Here is a 17,369-nt window from a genome sequence, read left to right on the forward strand (position 1 = left end):
CGTACTGATGTCGGATTTACCTGTGCGCCAATTGAGGGAGGACCGTCGCGCATTGCGGCACGAACAGGGAGTCGCGCCCGTACAACTCGTCAAGTGCCCACCGTGGGAGCATCCCATTCCGCGGCTCGCACGACCGCCTCGAGCTTCGACCGGGCGCCCATCTTGCTCAGCAGGTGCCGCACGTGGCTGCGCACGGTGGTGTAGCTGATGTTGAGCTCGCGCGCGATGTCGCGGTTGTCCATGCCCTCGGTCATCAGGGCGAGGATCTCGCGCTCCCGGGGCGTGAGGCTGTCCAGCCGGCGGGCGTGGTCCTCGGAGCGCTGGGCCTGCTCGCGGCGGCGGGCCAGGAGCTTGGCCAGCTGGCGGGCCGGGACGAGGATCTCGCCGTCGACGGCCCGCCGCACGGCCTCGGCGACGTCGGCGCCGCCGGCGCTCTTGACGAGGTACCCGGCCGCCCCCGCCTCCAGCGCGGTGAGGATGACCTGGTCGCTCTGGTCGGCGCTGAGGAAGACGACGGCGACCTCGGGCTGGTGGGACCGCAGCGCCGCGACGGCCTCGGCCCCGGTGCCGTCGGGCAGCCAGAAGTCGCACAGCACGACGTCGACCCGCTCCACGTCGGCCAGGTGCTCGACCTCGCCGACGCTGCCGGCCAGGGCCACCACGCGCAGCTCCGGGTGCTCGCTGAGCAGCGCCGCGAGCCCTTCGGCGACGACCTGGTGGTCCTCGACGATCAGCACCCGGTAGGGCGGACGAGTCACGATACGGCTCCCTTGGATTCGAGGTCGGCGCCGCGCGGCACCCAGAACGTGACGGTGGTACCGCGCCCGGGCAGGCTGCTGATCCGGAACCACCCGCCGGCCAGCGCCGCCCGCTCGCGCATGAGGAGCAGCCCGAGGTGGCCGGGGTCGGTGTGCAGGTTCTCGGCGCCGACGCCGTCGTCGACGACGCGCACGAGGTACCCGCCCTGCTCCTCCCCGAGGATGACCGTGCACCGGTCGGCCCCGGCGTGCTTGCCGACGTTTGCCACCGCCTCCTGCAGCATCCGGAACAGCAGCAGCCGGGTCGGCAGCGCGGGCTCGCCGGTGAGCCGGGAGTCGACGCGCACCCCGAGGCCATGCTGCTCGGCGAGGTCGTCGAGAAGGTCCTCGGTCGCCGCGGCCAGCCCGTCGTCGGCCAGCCGGGGCGGGCGGAAGTCGAAGATGAGCCGCCGCAGCCGCTCGGCCGCCTGCACCAGCGACGCCTCGAGCCGGTCGAGGATCGCCAGGTCGGCCGGGTCGGACAGGCGGCGGCGCAGCTGCTGCAGGCGCAGGGTGGCGGCGGTGATGACCTGCAGGCTGTCGTCGTGCACCCCGGCGGCGATGCGGGCCCGCTCCCGCTCCTGGGTGACGATCACGTCGGTGAGCAGCTCGCCCTGCTCCTGGCCGGTGAGCGTGAGCCGGGCGATGCGCTGCTCGAGGCTGGCCCGGCTGCGCCCGGCCGCGCCGCGCTCCTCGACGGCCAGGGCGAGCATCCCGCTCGGGTCGCCCTCCAGCGTGCGCACCCGCACGTCGACGGCCAGCTCGCGGCCGTCCGGCAGGCGGACGACGGCCGTGGTCGGCGCCTCGGCCCGGAACGCGGGCTCGCCGCCGAACAGGTCGCGGGCGTCGCACCCGATGAGCGCGGGCGCCCCGCGCTGGAACAGCGTCTCGGCGGCCGCGCTGGCCAGGCGGACCACCCCGGAGGCGTCGAGGACGACCAACGCCTCCGGGGCCGTGCGGAACGCCTGCCAGTACACGGGCGTCAGTTCTCCAGATCCTTGGGCACCACGTACGGCTTGGCGGACGGCAGCTCGACCGGCCCGCCGGACTTGTCGACCTTGAAGTTCACCGTCGCGGTCGCGTCGCTGCGCTGCCCATGCAGCTGGAACACCACGGTGTCCTCGGTGTCGCCCGGGATCGTGTACTGCCCGACCGCCCGCGCCGCGCCCTTGGCGTCGACCCGGAACGCGGCCACCAGCTGCGGCTTGGCGCCCTTGGCGGTCCTGACGGACACGTGCACGGCCTCGTTCGGCGCGAACTGGGTGGCGTAGAAGTTCACCACGGTGCCGGGCAGGCCGCCGTAGGCGTTGGTGCGCGCCTGCGGGGTGAACGGCAGGATGGTGAAGCCGGTGGAGACCGCGGCCCGGCTCTGCTCGCCGGTGAACACCAGCGACTGCGCGCCCTTGAGCTGGAACGGCATCACCAGCCCGGCGCCCTTGAACGTGCCGGCGTCGTCGGTCTGGACCGCCATGACCGGCTGGCCTCCGGCCGCGTTGAGCCGCACCAGCACCCGCTCGCCCGGCGCGAAGCCGGAGCCGGAGAAGGTGATCTTCTGGGTGGCCTTCACGGCGTACGGCGCCAGCTTGATGGACGGGTACAGCCGCAGCACCTGGAACGGCGCGCTCGCCGCCGCGCCACTGGTCTTGCCCACGACCACCAGACTGGTCGTCCCGACGGCCGTGACGCCCACTCTGATCGGCGTCTTACCCACCGAGCCACCCTCGTCGGCCTTGAGGGTGAGGTTCGGGTCGCCGTTGATCCGGCCCCAGTACACGTTGAGCTGCTCGCCGGGCGTGAAGCCCTTGACCGTCAGGTTGATCGTGTCGCCCGGCTTGCCGACCACCGCCGAGAGCGCGGCCTGGCCGGCGCCCTGGGCGACCGACGCGTCGGCCTTGGCCACCTTGTCGCTGCCGCGGGCCTGCGCGGTGACCTCCTGCACGGGCACCGTCATCTTGCCGGGCATCGTGAAGTTGGCCGTGAACACGCCCCACTTGCCGGCCTTCGCGGTGGCCACCTGCTTGGGCTTGGCGTCCGGAGCCCCGCTCGGCGGCTTCTTCTGCCCGGGCGTGGAGGACGGCCCGAGGTACACGTCGACCATTGAGCCCTGGTCGAAGCCCGACCCGGACACGGTCACGCCCCCGCCCAGCCGCACCAGGCCCGGGTTCAGGGTGATCATCGGCGTGCCGCCGCCCTGCACCATGACCCCGTTCAGGTCGATCGTCGGCGCCGGCGGGGCCTTGGTCTGCACCTCGGTCGGGGCGTCGTCGGCCGACCCGCCCAGGCCGGGCGCCGAGATGCCCAGGGCGGGCAGCAGCGAGCGGCCCAGCGTGATGAGCAGGACTGCGGCCACACCGGCCAGCAGCAGCCGCTTGCGTGAGATTTTCGGTCGCTTTCTCTTCCCGGCGCGGCCGGAGGCCGGGCGGTGCTTCAGCGTCTGCATGGTTGGACTCCAGCTAGGAGGTGTTCCCGATCTTGACGATTGACAGCGAGACGTCGCCCCGGGTGGCCTGCCAGACGGTCTCCCCGTGCTGGTCGATCGCCTCGATGATCCAGGTCTCGCCGCCGCGCTGGAGGGCGTCGCGCATCTTGTTCGACATCACGACGTAGTCGACGTTCTCCCAGCTGGAATGGAAGACCTTGTCCCGCACGTCCGGGTCGGACGTGGCCTTGTAGTGCGGATGGGCGTACTTGTACGCCGGCTTGCTGTCGTGCAGCGCCACCCAGATGTCGTCGTCGATGATGAGGCGGGCGCTGGTCGGGATGTTCTGCTTGATCCAGGCGACCTGCTGCTCCTGCAGCCGGGTCAGCGGCAGCCGGTAGGCGTCGCTGAACTCCAGCTCGCCCTTGGCGTTGTACTTGATCATGAACCCGCCCGGCATGACCAGCACCGGCACCAGCAGGCAGGCGACGAGCACCGCCGCCCCGCTCTGGTTGGTGCGCCGGGTCAGCCAGCCGAAGAACATGCCCAGGTTCAGCGCGAACAGCGGCACCATCGGCGCGATGTAGAAGTCCAGCAGCGCGCTGCGGCTGAGGTAGAACGCGTAGCCGAGCGTCATCAGGGCACAGCCCAGCATCGGGGTGCGCAGGCGCTTGTTGCGCCGGCCCGAGATGAGCGCGAGCACCGTCGCGGCGACGCCGGCGATGAGCAGGTACCGGTCCTTGAACAGCCAGCTCTGCTGCAGCAGGTACGTGAACGACAGGCCGGTCGAGCTGTTGGAGTTGCGGTGCAGCTGCCACCAGATGGTGTTCAGCAGCGACACGTGGCCGTGGAGCTGGTTGTTGTCCGGGCTGAACCGGAAGCCCTCCGGGAACAGCTCGTTCTTGATCTGGGCGAAGAGCAGGTACCCGACGACCGGGGCCAGCACGGTGAACCAGTAGAAGCTGACCCCGAACCGCCGGTTGGACTGCTCCTTGACCGTCTTGTGCAGCAGGTAGGCGCAGCCCGGCAGCAGGAAGACCGCGTTCTCCTTGGTCACCAGGGCCACGCCGAAGCTGGCCCCGGCGCCCATCGCGGTGACGATCCGCCCGTCGCGGCGGGCCAGCAGGTAGAGCCCGAGCAGGATCCAGAACATCATGAGGTTGTCGAGCAGGACCTGGCGCTGGTAGTACACCCCGAGCGGGGAGAGGTTGAACACGAACGTGGCCAGGAAGGCCGCGGACTTGGAGCCGGTGAAGCGCCGCACCACCTCGAACATCAGGAACACCGACGCCAGGTGGACGATGAGCATCAGCACCCGGCCGGTGTTGATGGCGTTGCCGAAGGCCCCGAAGCCACCCGGCAGGATGCCGACCCAGCCGGCCAGCGCCAGCCAGCCCATCGGGGCGTGGTCGTAGAAGTACGTGTACGGGGAGAGCTTGCCCTCCTTGAGCACCGACCAGGCCTGCTCCATGTAGATGCCCTCGTCGGTGAGGTACAGCGGATATCGGAACATGTTCCAGCCGTGGCTGGCCAGCCCGATGAGCAGGGCGACGGCGATGAGCAGCTTCGGCGCCTTCTGCGGCACCCGGGCCGCACCGGACGAGGGCCGCTTCTTCGGCTTGGTCAGGACTTCAGCCGACATTGGTCAGCTCCGGGGCCTCGGTGCGGTGGGCGCCGACGTGGGCGGTCTTCTCCCAGTTGGTCGTGCCCTTGAGCTGGCGGTAGAGCGCCCGGCCGGCCGCATAGGACAGCACCATCTGGTACGGGAACCAGGTCAGCGCCATCTTCACGACCGTGCCCGGACCGGCCTTCAGCCCGTGCGCACTGGTGAACTCGTACAGCCCGACGACGGACATCACGAAGTGCGCGCCGAGCAGCAGCACCGGCAGCCAGGACAGCATCGCGACCGGCACGGGCACGCTCAGCACGAACGCGCTGAGCAGCGCGACCGGCAGGTAGAAGCCGAGCATCGCCTGCACGTGCGGGAAGGCGAGGGTGTACCAGGCCAGGAACCGCTGCCGCCGGTTGGGCATCAGCTTCCAGGTGCCCTTGCCCAGCGTCTGCATGAACCCCTGGCACCAGCGGGTCCGCTGCTTGATGAAGCTCTGCAGGGTCGGCGGCGTCTCCTCCTTGGTGACGTAGCGGTCGTCGTAGACCACCCGCACCTTCTCCCCCATGCTGGAGACCCGCAGGCCGATGTCCGCGTCCTCGGTCAGGTTTGTCTCGTCCCAGCCGCCGAGGCGCTCGATCAGCTCCCGCTTGAAGAAGACCGTGTTCCCGCCGAGCGTGATGGCGCCGTTCTTGGCGTGGTAGTGCAGCCGGCTGCGGAACCAGAAGAAGTACTCCAGCACGTTGAACGTCGAGTACCAGTTGGAGTCGAAGTTCATCAGCTGCACGCCGGCCTGCACGACGCTGACGTCGTCGGTCAGCATGATGGTGTTGACGATGTCGAACAGCTCCCGCTGGACCTCGTCCTCGGCGTCGAAGATGGCCACGATGTCGCTGGTGGCGTAGCGCAGGGCGGTGTTGAGCCCGTGCGGCTTGTTGATCGGGCCGTCGTCGAAGACGACCACGTCGACGTTGGCGCGCCCGGCCGCGCGCAGCTGGCTCACCTGGGCCCGGGCCTGCTCGATGGTGCCCACGTCGTCGGCCGAGCACACGACGAGGATCTGCACCAGGTGCGGCGGGTAGTCAGCGGACGCGGCGCGGGCGATGGTGGCTTGGATGACCTCCTCCTCGTGCCGAGCCGGGAGGATGGCGGTGAAGGAGAGTTCCGGCGTAGCACGTTGATCGGGCACCCGGGCCTTGGCGTCCGCCTCGGGCTGGTCCCACGTGTAGATCATGAGATACAGGGCGTGGGCCGCCTGGACCGTCAGCACCAGCGAGATCAGCGTGAGGACCCCCAACACCAGCTGCTCCATCGGTGCGTTCACTCCAAATCCACTTCGAGCTGACGGCGAAGTTGACCCCGAAACCGGCCGTGATTCCGACCAGGTTGGCGGGGAGGTAGTGCAGGCCGAGACCGACCAGCAGCTGAACGACGATCACGTTGACGGGCAGGGCGGCGAGCCCGGCCAGGCTGAAGTAGGCGAAGCGCGTCAGCGACAGCCGCCGCCGGCGGAAGGTCCACAGTTCGTGGAGGACGTAGTTGGACACGAGGGCGAGCTCGACCGCGGCCACGGTCGCCGGCAGCAGGGCGAGCCCCAGCAGCCCGTGCAGCGTGAGCAGGGCGACGTTGTTCACGACGACACCGCTGACTCCCACCAGGGAGAACCGGCTCAGCCGGTGCAAGTAGTGCGTCACACCCACAACCGTGCCGACGAGCGGAGCCCGGGGCATCCCGCCGCGGACCGGCTCCGGCGCACACCTTTGGCCTCCCCCAGATGGCGTAGTGCGCTTGGCTCCGCCGCTTGGAGTATTTGCGGCATTTGCGGGGTATAGGCGCGGCAATGAGCATCAGGGTGTTGATCGCGGACGACCACGCGATGGTCCGTGAGGGGCTGCGCAGCTTCCTGGCGCTGAGCGGCGACCTGGAACCGGTCGGCGCGGCCGCCGACGGGCGGCAGGCCGTGGAGCTGACCCACCAGCTGCGTCCGGACATCGTGCTGATGGACCTGCTGATGCCGGTCCTCGACGGGATCAGCGCGACCGCGGTGATCCGCCGGGAGCTGCCCAGCGTGGAGGTGGTGGCGCTGAGCGGGTACCTCGAACCGCAGCTCATCGCCGACGCGCTGCACGCCGGCGCGGTGGGGTACCTGCTGAAGGATACCGACGCCGAAGAGCTCCACCGGGCCGTGCGCGCTGCGGCCGCCGGCCAGGTGCAACTCTCCCCCGCGGTGGCGGCCCGGCTCGTGCGCGACGTGCACGTGCCGAGCACCCCGCCGCAGCTGACCCGGCGCGAGGAGGAGGTGCTCGCGCTGCTGGCCCGCGGCCGAGCCAACGGCCAGATCGCCCGCGAGCTGCACATCGCCCCGCAGACGGTGAAGACGCACGTGAGCAACATCCTGCAGAAGCTCAACGCCGAGAGCCGGACGCAGGCCGCGCTCTACGCCATGCGGGTCGGGCTGGTCCCGGTGCACGCGGCGGCCCCTGCGTGACCGCCGTCGTCGTCCTCGACGCCCGCGGGTCGGTCGTGTCCGGCGTCGACGGCTTCGTGGACCGGGCGGTCGCGCTCCGGGCGATGGCGAAGGGGCGGGCCCTGCGTACCCGGCGGGTGACCTACCTGCCGGTGACGGGCGGGCTGCTGGCCGCCGGCGGGCGCCGCGCCCCGCGCCCGTCCGCCCTGGCCCCGTTCGCGCCCCTCGCCGAGCTGCTGCTGGCCGCGGCGGCCGAGCCCGCCCGGCTGGCGCGGGACCTGCACGACTCCGTGGTGCAGACGCTGTACGGCATCAGCCTCGGCGCGGGCACGGCCGCAGAACTGCTGTACGGCAACCCGGCGCACGCCGAGGCCTCGCTCGCCTGGATCAAGGAGACGGCCGCGGCCGGCCTGACCGACCTGCGCGGCATCATCCTCAAGCTGCGCCCCGAGACGCTGGCCGGCGCCGGCCTCGCCGCCGCCCTGCGCGGCGTCTTCGAGACCCTGCACGCGGCGCCGGGCCGGGCCGGCTGGGGCCTGCAGCTCGACGCCGACCCGGCGGTCAGCCCGCAGGTCGAGGAGGCGCTGTACCGCATCGCCCTGGAGGCCCTCGGCAACGCCGCCCGGCACGCCGAGGCCACCCAGGTGACCGTGCGGCTGGCCGGCGACGACAGCCACGTCGTGCTCGAGGTCTCCGACGACGGCGTGGGCTTCACGCCGTCGCTGTCGTTCCCGGGACGGCTCGGGCTGCGCTCGATGCGGGAGCGGGCGGCGCTGCTGGGCGGGACCCTCGACATCCGCAGCGCGCCGGGGGCCGGGACCGTGGTGCGCGCGGCCCTTCCCGCCGGGTGAGCTGTCCGCCCCGCGACCGGGCCCATGGTTGACGCATGCGTGTGGTTGTCGACCTCACCAAGTGCCAGGGGTACGCCCAGTGCGCCTTCCTGGCTCCGTCGGCCTTCCAGATGCAGGGCGAGGAGACCCTGCTCTACGACCCGTCCCCGGCCGAGGACGCGCAGGTCCGGCGGGCCGCGGCAGCCTGCCCGGTCCAGGCCATCCAGCTCGACCGCGTGGCCGCGCACGACATGCCGCCGCTCGGCGTGACCCCCGGCGTCGGGGCCGACCGGATCGTCATCGTGGGCGCGTCGCTGGCCGGGCTGCGGGCGGCCGAGGCGCTGCGCGAGGAGGGCTGGTCGGGCTCGCTGACGCTCATCGACGACGAGCCGTACGGCCCTTACGACCGCCCGCCGCTGTCCAAGCAGGCGCTCGGCGGCCGCATCCGCCCCGACGGGACCGGCCTGCCGCACCGCGCCGACCTCGACGCCCGCTGGCTGCTCGGCGTCCGCGCGCTCGGCCTCGACCTGCCCGCCCGCCGGGTGCAGCTCAGCGACGGTACGGCGGTGCCGTTCGACCGCCTGCTGATCGCCACCGGCGTGCGCGCCCGGCCGTGGCCCGTCCCGGCCGAGGGGGCCCTGGACGGCATGTTCGTCCTGCGTACCCGCGACGACGCGATCGCGCTGCAGCAGCGCCTGCTGCCCCGCGACGGCTCGCCCCCCGGCCGCGTGCTCGTCGTCGGCGCCGGGTTCACCGGCTCCGAGGTGGCCTCGACGTGCCGCTCCCTGGGCCTGGAGGTGACCGTGGCCGAGGCCGCGAGCACGCCCCTGGAGGGGGCGCTCGGCTGTGCCATCGGCTCGGTCGCCGCCGACATCCAGCGCGAGCACGGCGTCGACCTGCGCTGCGGGGTGACCGTGGAGCGCGTCGAGGGCGACCACCGGGTCCGCCGGGCGGTGCTCTCCAACGGCGAGGTGCTCGACGTCGACGTGGTGGTGGCCGCGCTCGGCGGCCTGCGCAACGTCGAGTGGCTGGAGCACTCCGGCCTGGCCGTCGGGCCGTGGGGGGTGGCCTGCGACGCGGGCTGCCGCGCCTTCGACGTCAACGGCGTGGTGACCGACGACGTGTTCGTCGCCGGCGACGTGGCCCGCGCGCCCAACGCGCTCTTCGGCTACCAGTTCCTGGCCCTGGAGCACTGGGCCAACGCCGTCGCGCAGGCCGAGGTGGCCGCGCACAACATGGTCAGCGACGAGTCGGACCGGTGGCCGCACCTGCACATGCCGCAGTTCTGGTCCGCCCAGTTCGGCAACAACATCAAGTCCGTGGGCGTGCCCACCTTCTCCGACGAGGTCGTGATCGCGCAGGGCTCGGTGGCCGACCGGCGGTTCGCGGCGGCGTACGGGTACAAGGGCCGCCTGACCGGCGCGGTGGCCTTCAACCACGCCAAGTGGCTGCCGTTCTACGAGCGGCTGATCGAGCAGGCGGCCCCGTTCCCGCCCGAGTTCGACCGGGTCGACCGGCCGGACGACGCGCTGCCGGTGCCGGCGGGCGTACCCGACCGGGCCCTGCTGGCGCGCGACGCGACAGTGGTGGTGACGGGCCACCGCCCGACCCTGGTGAGGAGCATCCGATGACGACCGCGGTCGCCTCCGTCTTCAACGCCGTGCTGGACCCCGTGAACCGCCACGACCCCTACCCGCTGCTCACCTCGCTGCGCCGCACCCCGGTGACGGTCACCGGCGACGGCACCTACGTGGTGAGCACCTTCGACGCCATCGCGGCCCTGCTGCACGACCCGAGGGTGAGCTCGGCGGACATCTCGGACCTGGCGGAGAAGTCGTCGTCCGGCGCGACCGCGGACCTCGTCGGCCTGCCGCCGAGCTTCCTGCGCCTGGACCCGCCGGCCCACGACCGCCTGCGCCGCCTGGCCACCCGCCCCTTCGGCCCGCCGCACACGCCGCACCGCGTCGCCGATCTGGAGCCCACCCTGGCGTCGCTGGCCGGGTCGCTGGTCGCCGCGTTCCCACCGTCCACCGTGGACCTCGTCGACCAGTTCGCGTACCCGCTGCCGGTCCAGGTGATCTGCTCCCTCCTCGGCGTGCCGATGGCGGACGAGCCGCGGTTCCGGGCCTGGATCGACGAGGCCCTGATCGCCGTGCAGCCGGACCGCACCGCGCTGGCCGACCTCGCCCAGTACCTCGGCGACCTCGTCGACCAGCGGCTCTCGGCCCTCTCCGAGCCGGCCACGGAGCCCGGCGACGACCTGCTCACGGCGCTGGCCACGGACAGCGGCCCCGACGGACGCATGTCGCGCTCGGAGCTGGTGAGCACCGCGATGCTGCTGCTCATCGCCGGCCACGAGACCACCGTCAACCTCATCGCCAACAGCGCCCTGGTCCTGCTGCGCCAGCCGGTGTGGCTGGACCGCCTGATCGAGGAGCCGGAGACGGTGGTGCCGTTCGTCGAGGAGGTGCTGCGCTACGACCCGCCGGTGCAGATGCTGCCGTGGCGGACCGCGCTCGACGACATCCCGGTGGCGGGCACCACGATCCCGCGGGGCGCGTCGATCACCCTGCTCCTGGCGGCCGGCAACCGCGACCCGGAACAGTTCCCCGAGCCGGACCGCTTCTCCCCGGACCGGCGCCCGGCCCAGCATCTCGGCTTCGGCGACGGCATCCACTACTGCTTCGGCGCGCCGCTGGCCCGGCTCGAGGCCCAGGTCGCCATCGCGGCCCTGGCCCCGGCGCTGGCCCGCGCCCGGCTGCTGGAGGACCCGCCGGAGTACCGCCTGAGCGCCGTCCTGCGCGGCCCGCGCCACCTGCGCGTCGCCCTGGACTGACGTTCCCCTTCGATCAGACGGCGCCGGCGCGGATCAGGCCGGACTCGTAGGCGTAGACCACGGCCTGGACGCGGTCGCGCAGGGCCAGCTTCTGCAGCACCCGCGCCACGTGTGTCTTCACCGTCGCCTCGCCCAGCACCAGGGCCGCGGCGATCTCCGCGTTGGACTGCCCGCGCGCCATGAGCCGCAGGACGTCGGTCTCGCGGGCGGTCAGCTCGGCCAGCTCCGGCGGGGGCTTCGGGCCCGGGCCGCCCGCGAACGCGGCGATCACGCGGGTCGTCACCGCCGGGTCGAGCAGGGCCTCCCCGGACGCGACGACCCGGATCGCGGTGATCAGGTGCTCCGGCGACGACACCTTCAGCAGGAAGCCGCTCGCCCCGGCGCGCAGCGCGTTGTACAGGTTCTCGTCGGTGTCGAACGTCGTGAGCACCACGATGCGCGGCGGCGCCGGGGTGGCCAGCAGCGCGCGGGTCGCGGCGAGCCCGTCCCGGCGCGGCATGGCGATGTCCATGAGCACCACGTCGGGGCGCACCCGCCGCGCCAGGGCGACCGCCTCGACGCCGTCGCCCGCCTCGCCGACCACGGCCATGTCGGGCTCGGTCTCGATGACCATCCGCAGCCCGGCCCGGACCATCTTCTGGTCGTCGGCCACGACCACCTTGATCGGCGTCCGGCCGGCACCCTCCGCCCCGCTCACGCCGGCACCTCCGCCCCGCTCACGCCGGCACCTTCGCCCCGCTACCGCCGGCACCCTTCGCCCCGCTCAAACCGGCACCTCCGCCCCGCTCCGGGCCGGCACCGGCACCGGCACCGGCAGCCGCGCGTGCACCCGGAACCCGCCCTCGGCCTGCGGACCGGTCTCGAGCTCGCCGCCGAAGAGGGTGACCCGCTCCCGCATCCCGATGAGGCCCTGCCCGGTGCCCGCCAGCGCCGCCGGGACCCTGGCCCCGCGGTCGGCGACGGTCAGGTGGAGGCCGTCGTCGGCGTAGCGCATGGTCACGGTGACGGTGGTCGGGCCGGCGTGCTTCAGCACGTTGGTCAGCGCCTCCTGCACGATGCGGTACGCCGAGAGGTCGGCCGCCGGCGGCAGCGCGACCGCCGCCCCCTCCCGCCGCAGCCGCACGTCGAGCCCGGCCTCGCGCATCTGGGCCAGCAGGTCCTCGAGGCGCTCCAGCCCGGCCGGCGGGTCGGCCGCGCCCTCCCCGCGCAGCAGGCCCAGCGTGCGGCGCAGCTCGCCGACGGCGTCGCGGCCGGAGGACTCGATGCTGCGCAGCAGATCCCCGTCGACGTCGAGCCCGGCGTCGAGGCGGCGGCGTACCACTCCGGCCTGGATGACCATCACGGTGACGCTGTGCGCGACCATGTCGTGCAGCTCGCGGGCGATCCGGACGCGCTCCTCCATCACGGCCTCCCGGGCGCGCTGCTCGCGGACGGCGGCCCGGGCGCCGGCGGCCTCGGCGCTCCGCCGCTGCTGGACCGCCATCGCCCGGCCCAGCCCCCAGGGCGCCAGCGGGAAGAAGAGGGCGGCCATCGGGTCCTCGTGGTCGACGCTCCAGTACGTGAGCCCGACGGCGACCACGAGCCCGAGCCCGGCCCACTTCGCGCGCCCCGGCCCCCACGCGCGCCCCGCCGTGTACGCGAAGATCATCATGGCGGCGAGCTGCCACAGCCGGTACCACTCCGACCAGCCGGAATAGTGCAGCTGGTTGAGGTGCAGCACCGTCGCGGCGAGCCCGAGCAGGGGCACCTTCCGGCGCAGCGCGACAAGCACCGCGAAAACCGCGAGCGCGAACGGCCACCAGGCGCCGGGCATGCCCACGACGGCCTCCTCGACGAGCGCGAACGCGACGAACCCCGCCGTCACCGCCAGGTCGAGCCGCCATCCGCGCATGGCAGGAACCGTACGGGCCGGCGGCCGCGCGCGGACCGGTCCGCCGGATGACCGACTCTCCGCCGGGAGGCGGACGCGGAATCCGTCCCGGTGGGGGTTACGGGCGCGGCGCGGGTTCCTAACGTTCGCGGTCCCCGACGAGAAGATTGAGGAGGACCGCATGCGGTTCCTGCTGATAGTGGCCCCGCTGTGCCTGCTGCTCGCGACCGCCGTGGACCCGGCGCTCGGCGAGGCGCAGGGCTACGGGGTGTACCGCGCGCACCCGGAGGCGCTGCAGTGGCACTCGCTGCTGCTGCACTCGGCGTGGGCCCTGTTCGTGCCGGGCCTGCTGGCACTGCTGGCCCCGATCCGGGCCCGCGGCGCGGTGCCGGCGCGCATCGCGTGGGTCGCGACGGTGGTGGGGCTGACGACGTTCTCCGCCCTGATGGCCGCCGACCTGTGGATCCTGGCCCTGGAGCAGACGTTGCCGGACGACGCGGTGCGCCGCGCGAACGAGGCGTTCGAGGACCTGGCGTGGGCCCGGTGGGGCTGGCAGGTGCCGGGCCTGGCGGGCTGGGCCCTGGCCCTGGTCCTCGCCCCGCTGGCCGCGGCCCGGGCGCGGGTGATCGACTGGTGGACGGCCGGCGCGGCCCTGCTCGGCACCGCCCTGTACTTCCTGTTCGCGATCTCCCCGCTGCCGCTCTCGCTGACCGGCCCGGCGGTACTGCTGGGCGCCTACACGGTGGCCGCGTTCCGGCTGCGCCCGGCGCCGGAGGGCGAGCCCGCCCGGTACGCAGCGTTCGTGGACCGGGCCGGACGCGCGGCCCTCATCGCGGCGCCGCTGCTCTTCGCGGGCGGCCTGGGCACGGTGCCGGGCTTCTCCCCGAGCCTCGACGGCTCCCTCGCGCACCCGGCGCAGGCCCAGGCGAGCGCCCTGCTGCTGCATCTGGCCTGGGTCGCCTTCATCCCGGCGGTACTGCACCTGGCCCGCGGTCCCGTGGCCGCCGTGACGGTGCTGGCCCTGGTGAACTTCTCGGGCCTGATGGTCGGCGACTACACGACGATCGCGGCGGCGACGGCCCTGGACCGCGCGACGGCCGAGAAGGTGGACGCGACGATCGGCGAGTACGCGCCGTTCACGTTGGGCTGGATGCTGCCCGGCATGTTGCTGACGCTGCTGGGGCTGGTCGCGGTGACGGTACTGGCCGCCGTGCGGCACCGCGTGCGGTGGTGGACGCCGGCGCTGACGGCGGCGGGCATCGCGGCGTTCCTGGTGCTGGGGGTGGGGCCGCTGAGCCTGCTGAGCCCGGCGCTGCTCCTGGCCGCCCTGGCTCCGGTGGCCCGCCGTGCCCACCCGGCGCCGGAGGCCGTCCCGGTGCCCGCGACAGCCTGAGCAGGACGGTGGCGCCACCGCACCCGAGCGCGGGGGCGCCGCCGGCCGGGTCGATCACTCCGGGTTCGCACTGATGCGTCGCTGGCGCAGTTCGGGCACGAATCGCGCGACCGTCTCGAAGTCCGCATCCTCGTGCAGCACCTCGAGTGTCAGCCGGATCGCCATCGCCGCCACCAGCACGTCGGTGAAGGACAGACCCTGGTGCGCGCTGTGCAGCGCCAACTCTCGACGGATGACAGCGGTCAGCTTCCCGATGCCGTCGGGGATTGCTGCCACGGGGTAGAGGTTGTAGAACTGCTCCTCGACCTCGGCGTATCTCTTCGCGTCGGCCGCCAGAAGAGTCTCGGTGAGAACCGGTTCGCTCAAGACAATCAACCCGCGGCTCGCAATCTCGCGCCAAGCCGGGTCGACCTGCTTGCGCCAGATGCGGACGAGCGCGCTCGTATCGGCCAGATACCTCACCGATCCGTCTCGTCGATGGCATCGAAGTTGAACCCGCCGTCGTCGGCCATCGCCTGGAGGCGATCGAATGCCCGGCCTCGTCGCTCGCGCCAGTGTTCAACGAACAGTTTCAATGCAGCGTTTATGGCTTCCGCCTCCGGAACGCCTCCCAGATGGTCCTGCGCTTCGGCGAGCAGTTCCTGGTCGACGCTTGCTGCGGCGCCCTTCTTCGGCACGATCTCCGTCATAGTCACCCCCTCACCTTATGCCCGTGTGGCCACATGGCCAACCCCGCAATGTCTTACAGACTACGGCGCCCCGGCCCGTTGCGGGTCGGGGCGCCGGTACGCGGGTGGGTCAGGCCTCGACCAGGGCCATGACCTCGTCGCTCACGTCGAAGTTCGCGTAGACGTTCTGTACGTCGTCGCAGTCCTCCAGGGCGTCGATCACCTTGAAGACCTTGCGCGCGCCCTCCTCGTCCAGCGGGACGGTCACGCTCGGCACGAACGAGGACTCGGCGCTCTCGTAGTCGATGCCCGCGTCCTGCAGGGCCGTGCGCACCGGGACCAGGTCCGAGGCCTCGCTGATGATCTCGAAGGCCTCGCCCAGGTCGTTTACCTCCTCGGCGCCCGCGTCGAGGACGGCCATGAGCAGGTCGTCCTCGGTCAGCTCGCCGGCCTTGGGGACGATCACGACGCCCTTGCGGGTGAACATGTACGACACGCTGCCCGCGTCGGCGAGGGAGCCGCCGTTGCGCGTCAGGGCCACGCGCACCTCGGTCGAGGCCCGGTTGCGGTTGTCCGTCAGGCACTCGATGAGGATGGCGACGCCGCTGGGGCCGTAGCCCTCGTACATGGCCGTCTGCCAGTCCGCGCCGCCGCCGATGAGGCCCGAGCCGCGCTTGACCGCGTTGTTGATGTTGTCGTTGGGGACCGAGTTCTTCTTGGCCTTCTGAATGGCGTCGAAGAGGGTCGGGTTGCCGGCGGGGTCACCGCCACCCGTGCGGGCGGCCACCTCGACGTTCTTGATCAGGCGGGCGAAGAGCTTCCCACGCTTGGCGTCGATGACCGCCTTCTTGTGCTTGGTGGTCGCCCATTTTGAGTGCCCCGACATGCCTAACCCTCCGTCGTCTGACCCGCCTCGCGCACCATCTCCACGAAGTACCGATGAACGCGTAGGTCGCCGGTTAGCTCGGGGTGGAAGGCCGTCGCGAGCAGGTGCTGCTGCCGAACCGCGACAATCCTACCGGCGCCCGGGCCATCATTCACGCGGCCCAGTACCTCTACGGAGTCCTCCACCGACTCTACCCACGGGGCGCGGATGAATACGGCGTGGAAAGGGCCACCGTCAATGCCCGAAATGTCCACGGACCCCTCGAACGAGTCGACCTGGCGGCCGAACGCGTTGCGGCGGACCGTCATGTCGATCCCGCCGAACGGCACCTGGTCGGCGCGGCCGTCCAGGATGGTCGAGGCGAGCATGATCATCCCGGCGCACGAGCCGTAGACGGGCATGCCGCCGGCGATCCGCTTGCGCAGCGGCTCCAGCAGGCCGAACTCGACGGCCAGCTTGCTCATCGTGGTGGACTCGCCACCGGGGATGATCAGCGCGTCGACGGAGTCGAGCTCGTCGGGGCGGCGCACGGGACGGCCGATCGCGTCGAGATCGGCCACCGCGTGCAGGTGTTCGCGGGTATCGCCCTGCAGGGCGAGCACACCGATGATCACGCGATCGCCTCCGCTTCGCTCCGGCGCGATAACCGGGTCCAATGGTGAACGGCCCCTCCGCTGCGCTCCGGACCGTTCACGGAGTGCGTCACCAGCCCCGCTCGGCGAGGCGGTGCGGCTGCGGGATCTCGTCCACGTTGATGCCGACCATGGCCTCGCCCAGGCCGCGGGAGACCTTGGCGAGCACGTCGGGGTCGTCGTGGAAGGTGGTGGCCTTGACGATCGCGGCGGCGCGCTGCTGCGGGTTGCCGGACTTGAAGATGCCGGAGCCGACGAAGACGCCCTCGGCGCCGAGCTGCATCATCATCGCCGCGTCGGCCGGGGTCGCGATGCCGCCGGCGGTGAACAGCACGACGGGCAGCTTGCCGGCCTCGGCGACCTCCTTGACCAGGTCGTACGGCGCCTGGAGCTCCTTCGCGGCGACGAACAGCTCGTCCTCGGGCAGCGAGGTCAGCCGGCGGATCTCGCCGCGGATCTTGCGCATGTGGGTGGTGGCGTTGGAGACGTCGCCGGTGCCGGCCTCGCCCTTGGAGCGGATCATGGCCGCGCCCTCGTTGATGCGCCGCAGCGCCTCGCCGAGGTTGGTGGCGCCGCACACGAACGGCACGGTGAACGCCCACTTGTCGATGTGGTTGGCGTAGTCGGCCGGGGTGAGCACCTCGGACTCGTCGACGTAGTCGACGCCGAGCGCCTGCAGCACCTGGGCCTCGACGAAGTGCCCGATGCGGGCCTTGGCCATGACCGGGATCGAGACGGCGTTGATGATGCTGTCGATCATGTCGGGGTCGCTCATCCGCGACACGCCACCCTGGGCGCGGATGTCGGCGGGGACCCGCTCGAGCGCCATCACCGCGACGGCGCCGGCGTCCTCCGCGATCTTGGCCTGCTCGGCGGTGACGACGTCCATGATGACGCCGCCCTTGAGCATCTCGGCCATGCCGCGCTTGACGCGGGCCGTGCCGGTGACCGGCGAGGTGGGT

Annotated in this window: 17 protein-coding genes and 1 pseudogene; 5 read left to right on the forward strand and 13 right to left on the reverse strand. The window is 72.2% G+C overall.

What is annotated here, in order from left to right; all coding sequences use genetic code 11:
* Positions 1-89 precede the first annotated feature (89 nt).
* The 6 genes and pseudogenes from ACPPVO_RS49120 to ACPPVO_RS49145 all read right to left on the reverse strand — a co-directional run.
* Entirely contained in the window at positions 90-758 is a 669-nt protein-coding gene (locus tag ACPPVO_RS49120) for a response regulator transcription factor (protein ID WP_360375715.1), read from the reverse strand.
* Entirely contained in the window at positions 755-1,774 is a 1,020-nt protein-coding gene (locus ACPPVO_RS49125) for an ATP-binding protein (protein ID WP_426505958.1), read from the reverse strand. Before ACPPVO_RS49125 ends, ACPPVO_RS49120 begins: the two co-directional genes overlap by 4 nt.
* Before the next feature lie 5 nt (positions 1,775-1,779).
* Positions 1,780-3,237, reverse strand: coding sequence for a hypothetical protein (locus ACPPVO_RS49130; protein WP_426505960.1), 1,458 nt, complete (start codon positions 3,235-3,237; stop codon positions 1,780-1,782).
* A gap of 13 nt (positions 3,238-3,250) precedes the next feature.
* Positions 3,251-4,858 carry an ArnT family glycosyltransferase gene (locus tag ACPPVO_RS49135; RefSeq protein WP_426505961.1) on the reverse strand — a complete coding sequence of 536 codons (1,608 nt, stop codon included), beginning with the start codon at positions 4,856-4,858 and terminating at the stop codon, positions 3,251-3,253.
* Positions 4,848-6,149, reverse strand: coding sequence for a glycosyltransferase (locus ACPPVO_RS49140; RefSeq protein WP_426505963.1), 1,302 nt, complete (start codon positions 6,147-6,149; stop codon positions 4,848-4,850). The genes ACPPVO_RS49135 and ACPPVO_RS49140 overlap by 11 nt, the downstream gene beginning before the upstream one ends.
* A gap of 61 nt (positions 6,150-6,210) precedes the next feature.
* Positions 6,211-6,555, reverse strand: a pseudogene (locus ACPPVO_RS49145) (GtrA family protein); the annotation flags it as partial.
* A gap of 110 nt (positions 6,556-6,665) precedes the next feature.
* On the opposite strand from ACPPVO_RS49145, the gene ACPPVO_RS49150 reads away from it, so the two are divergent.
* The 4 genes from ACPPVO_RS49150 to ACPPVO_RS49165 are packed head-to-tail and all read left to right on the forward strand — an operon-like array spanning position 6,666 to position 10,958.
* A complete protein-coding gene (locus ACPPVO_RS49150; RefSeq protein WP_426505965.1) occupies positions 6,666-7,313 on the forward strand; it encodes a response regulator in 648 nt (215 codons plus the stop codon).
* Positions 7,310-8,143 carry a sensor histidine kinase gene (locus ACPPVO_RS49155; protein WP_426505966.1) on the forward strand — a complete coding sequence of 278 codons (834 nt, stop codon included), beginning with the start codon at positions 7,310-7,312 and terminating at the stop codon, positions 8,141-8,143. The genes ACPPVO_RS49150 and ACPPVO_RS49155 overlap by 4 nt, the downstream gene beginning before the upstream one ends.
* A gap of 35 nt (positions 8,144-8,178) precedes the next feature.
* Positions 8,179-9,753, forward strand: coding sequence for an FAD-dependent oxidoreductase (locus ACPPVO_RS49160; protein WP_426505968.1), 1,575 nt, complete (start codon positions 8,179-8,181; stop codon positions 9,751-9,753).
* A complete protein-coding gene (locus ACPPVO_RS49165; RefSeq protein ID WP_426505970.1) occupies positions 9,750-10,958 on the forward strand; it encodes a cytochrome P450 in 1,209 nt (402 codons plus the stop codon). The genes ACPPVO_RS49160 and ACPPVO_RS49165 overlap by 4 nt, the downstream gene beginning before the upstream one ends.
* Positions 10,959-10,971: 13 nt before the next feature.
* Here ACPPVO_RS49165 and ACPPVO_RS49170 read toward each other — a convergent pair whose 3' ends face one another.
* Both ACPPVO_RS49170 and ACPPVO_RS49175 read right to left on the reverse strand, forming a co-directional pair.
* On the reverse strand, positions 10,972-11,592 hold the full coding sequence (locus tag ACPPVO_RS49170) for a response regulator (RefSeq protein ID WP_426514837.1): 621 nt from the start codon (positions 11,590-11,592) through the stop codon (positions 10,972-10,974).
* Positions 11,593-11,721: 129 nt separating this feature from the next.
* A complete protein-coding gene (locus ACPPVO_RS49175; RefSeq protein ID WP_426505971.1) occupies positions 11,722-12,849 on the reverse strand; it encodes a sensor histidine kinase in 1,128 nt (375 codons plus the stop codon).
* Positions 12,850-13,009: 160 nt separating this feature from the next.
* On the opposite strand from ACPPVO_RS49175, the gene ACPPVO_RS49180 reads away from it, so the two are divergent.
* Positions 13,010-14,221 carry a hypothetical protein gene (locus tag ACPPVO_RS49180; RefSeq protein ID WP_426505972.1) on the forward strand — a complete coding sequence of 404 codons (1,212 nt, stop codon included), beginning with the start codon at positions 13,010-13,012 and terminating at the stop codon, positions 14,219-14,221.
* 54 nt (positions 14,222-14,275) lie between these two features.
* On the opposite strand, the gene ACPPVO_RS49185 is transcribed toward ACPPVO_RS49180, so the two are convergent.
* The 5 genes from ACPPVO_RS49185 to pdxS all read right to left on the reverse strand — a co-directional run bounded on the left by ACPPVO_RS49185 (position 14,276) and on the right by pdxS (position 17,326).
* On the reverse strand, positions 14,276-14,683 hold the full coding sequence (locus ACPPVO_RS49185) for a PIN domain-containing protein (protein WP_426505973.1): 408 nt from the start codon (positions 14,681-14,683) through the stop codon (positions 14,276-14,278).
* Positions 14,680-14,910, reverse strand: a complete 231-nt coding sequence (locus ACPPVO_RS49190; RefSeq protein WP_426505974.1) for a type II toxin-antitoxin system VapB family antitoxin — start codon at positions 14,908-14,910, stop codon at positions 14,680-14,682. Before ACPPVO_RS49190 ends, ACPPVO_RS49185 begins: the two co-directional genes overlap by 4 nt.
* A 109-nt stretch (positions 14,911-15,019) precedes the next feature.
* The gene (locus ACPPVO_RS49195) at positions 15,020-15,775 is read right to left on the reverse strand and encodes a YebC/PmpR family DNA-binding transcriptional regulator (protein ID WP_360375737.1); all 756 of its coding nucleotides are present in this window, start codon (positions 15,773-15,775) and stop codon (positions 15,020-15,022) included.
* A 2-nt stretch (positions 15,776-15,777) separates the two neighbouring features.
* Positions 15,778-16,389, reverse strand: a complete 612-nt coding sequence (gene pdxT / locus ACPPVO_RS49200; protein ID WP_360376081.1) for a pyridoxal 5'-phosphate synthase glutaminase subunit PdxT — start codon at positions 16,387-16,389, stop codon at positions 15,778-15,780.
* A gap of 88 nt (positions 16,390-16,477) precedes the next feature.
* Positions 16,478-17,326: a pyridoxal 5'-phosphate synthase lyase subunit PdxS gene (gene pdxS, locus ACPPVO_RS49205; protein ID WP_426514838.1), complete on the reverse strand. Its 849-nt coding sequence runs from the start codon at positions 17,324-17,326 to the stop codon at positions 16,478-16,480.
* Positions 17,327-17,369: the final 43 nt, after the last annotated feature.

This window comes from Dactylosporangium sp. McL0621 (assembly GCF_049995355.1).
In the GTDB taxonomy this organism is placed as follows: Bacteria; Actinomycetota; Actinomycetes; order Mycobacteriales; family Micromonosporaceae; genus Dactylosporangium.

Bases quoted from the DNA above. Each gene is read 5' to 3' on its own strand.
- ACPPVO_RS49160 (WP_426505968.1), top strand. From the start codon at position 8,179: ATGCGTGTGGTTGTCGACCTCACCAAGTGCCAGGGGTACGCCCAGTGC.
- ACPPVO_RS49130 (WP_426505960.1), bottom strand. From the start codon at position 3,237: ATGCAGACGCTGAAGCACCGCCCGGCCTCCGGCCGCGCCGGGAAGAGA.
- ACPPVO_RS49175 (WP_426505971.1), bottom strand. From the start codon at position 12,849: ATGCGCGGATGGCGGCTCGACCTGGCGGTGACGGCGGGGTTCGTCGCG.
- ACPPVO_RS49180 (WP_426505972.1), top strand. From the start codon at position 13,010: ATGCGGTTCCTGCTGATAGTGGCCCCGCTGTGCCTGCTGCTCGCGACC.
- ACPPVO_RS49165 (WP_426505970.1), top strand. From the start codon at position 9,750: ATGACGACCGCGGTCGCCTCCGTCTTCAACGCCGTGCTGGACCCCGTG.
- ACPPVO_RS49135 (WP_426505961.1), bottom strand. From the start codon at position 4,858: ATGTCGGCTGAAGTCCTGACCAAGCCGAAGAAGCGGCCCTCGTCCGGT.
- ACPPVO_RS49195 (WP_360375737.1), bottom strand. From the start codon at position 15,775: ATGTCGGGGCACTCAAAATGGGCGACCACCAAGCACAAGAAGGCGGTC.
- ACPPVO_RS49190 (WP_426505974.1), bottom strand. From the start codon at position 14,910: ATGACGGAGATCGTGCCGAAGAAGGGCGCCGCAGCAAGCGTCGACCAG.
- ACPPVO_RS49170 (WP_426514837.1), bottom strand. From the start codon at position 11,592: ATGGTCCGGGCCGGGCTGCGGATGGTCATCGAGACCGAGCCCGACATG.
- ACPPVO_RS49150 (WP_426505965.1), top strand. From the start codon at position 6,666: ATGAGCATCAGGGTGTTGATCGCGGACGACCACGCGATGGTCCGTGAG.
- pdxS (WP_426514838.1), bottom strand. From the start codon at position 17,326: ATGGCCGAGATGCTCAAGGGCGGCGTCATCATGGACGTCGTCACCGCC.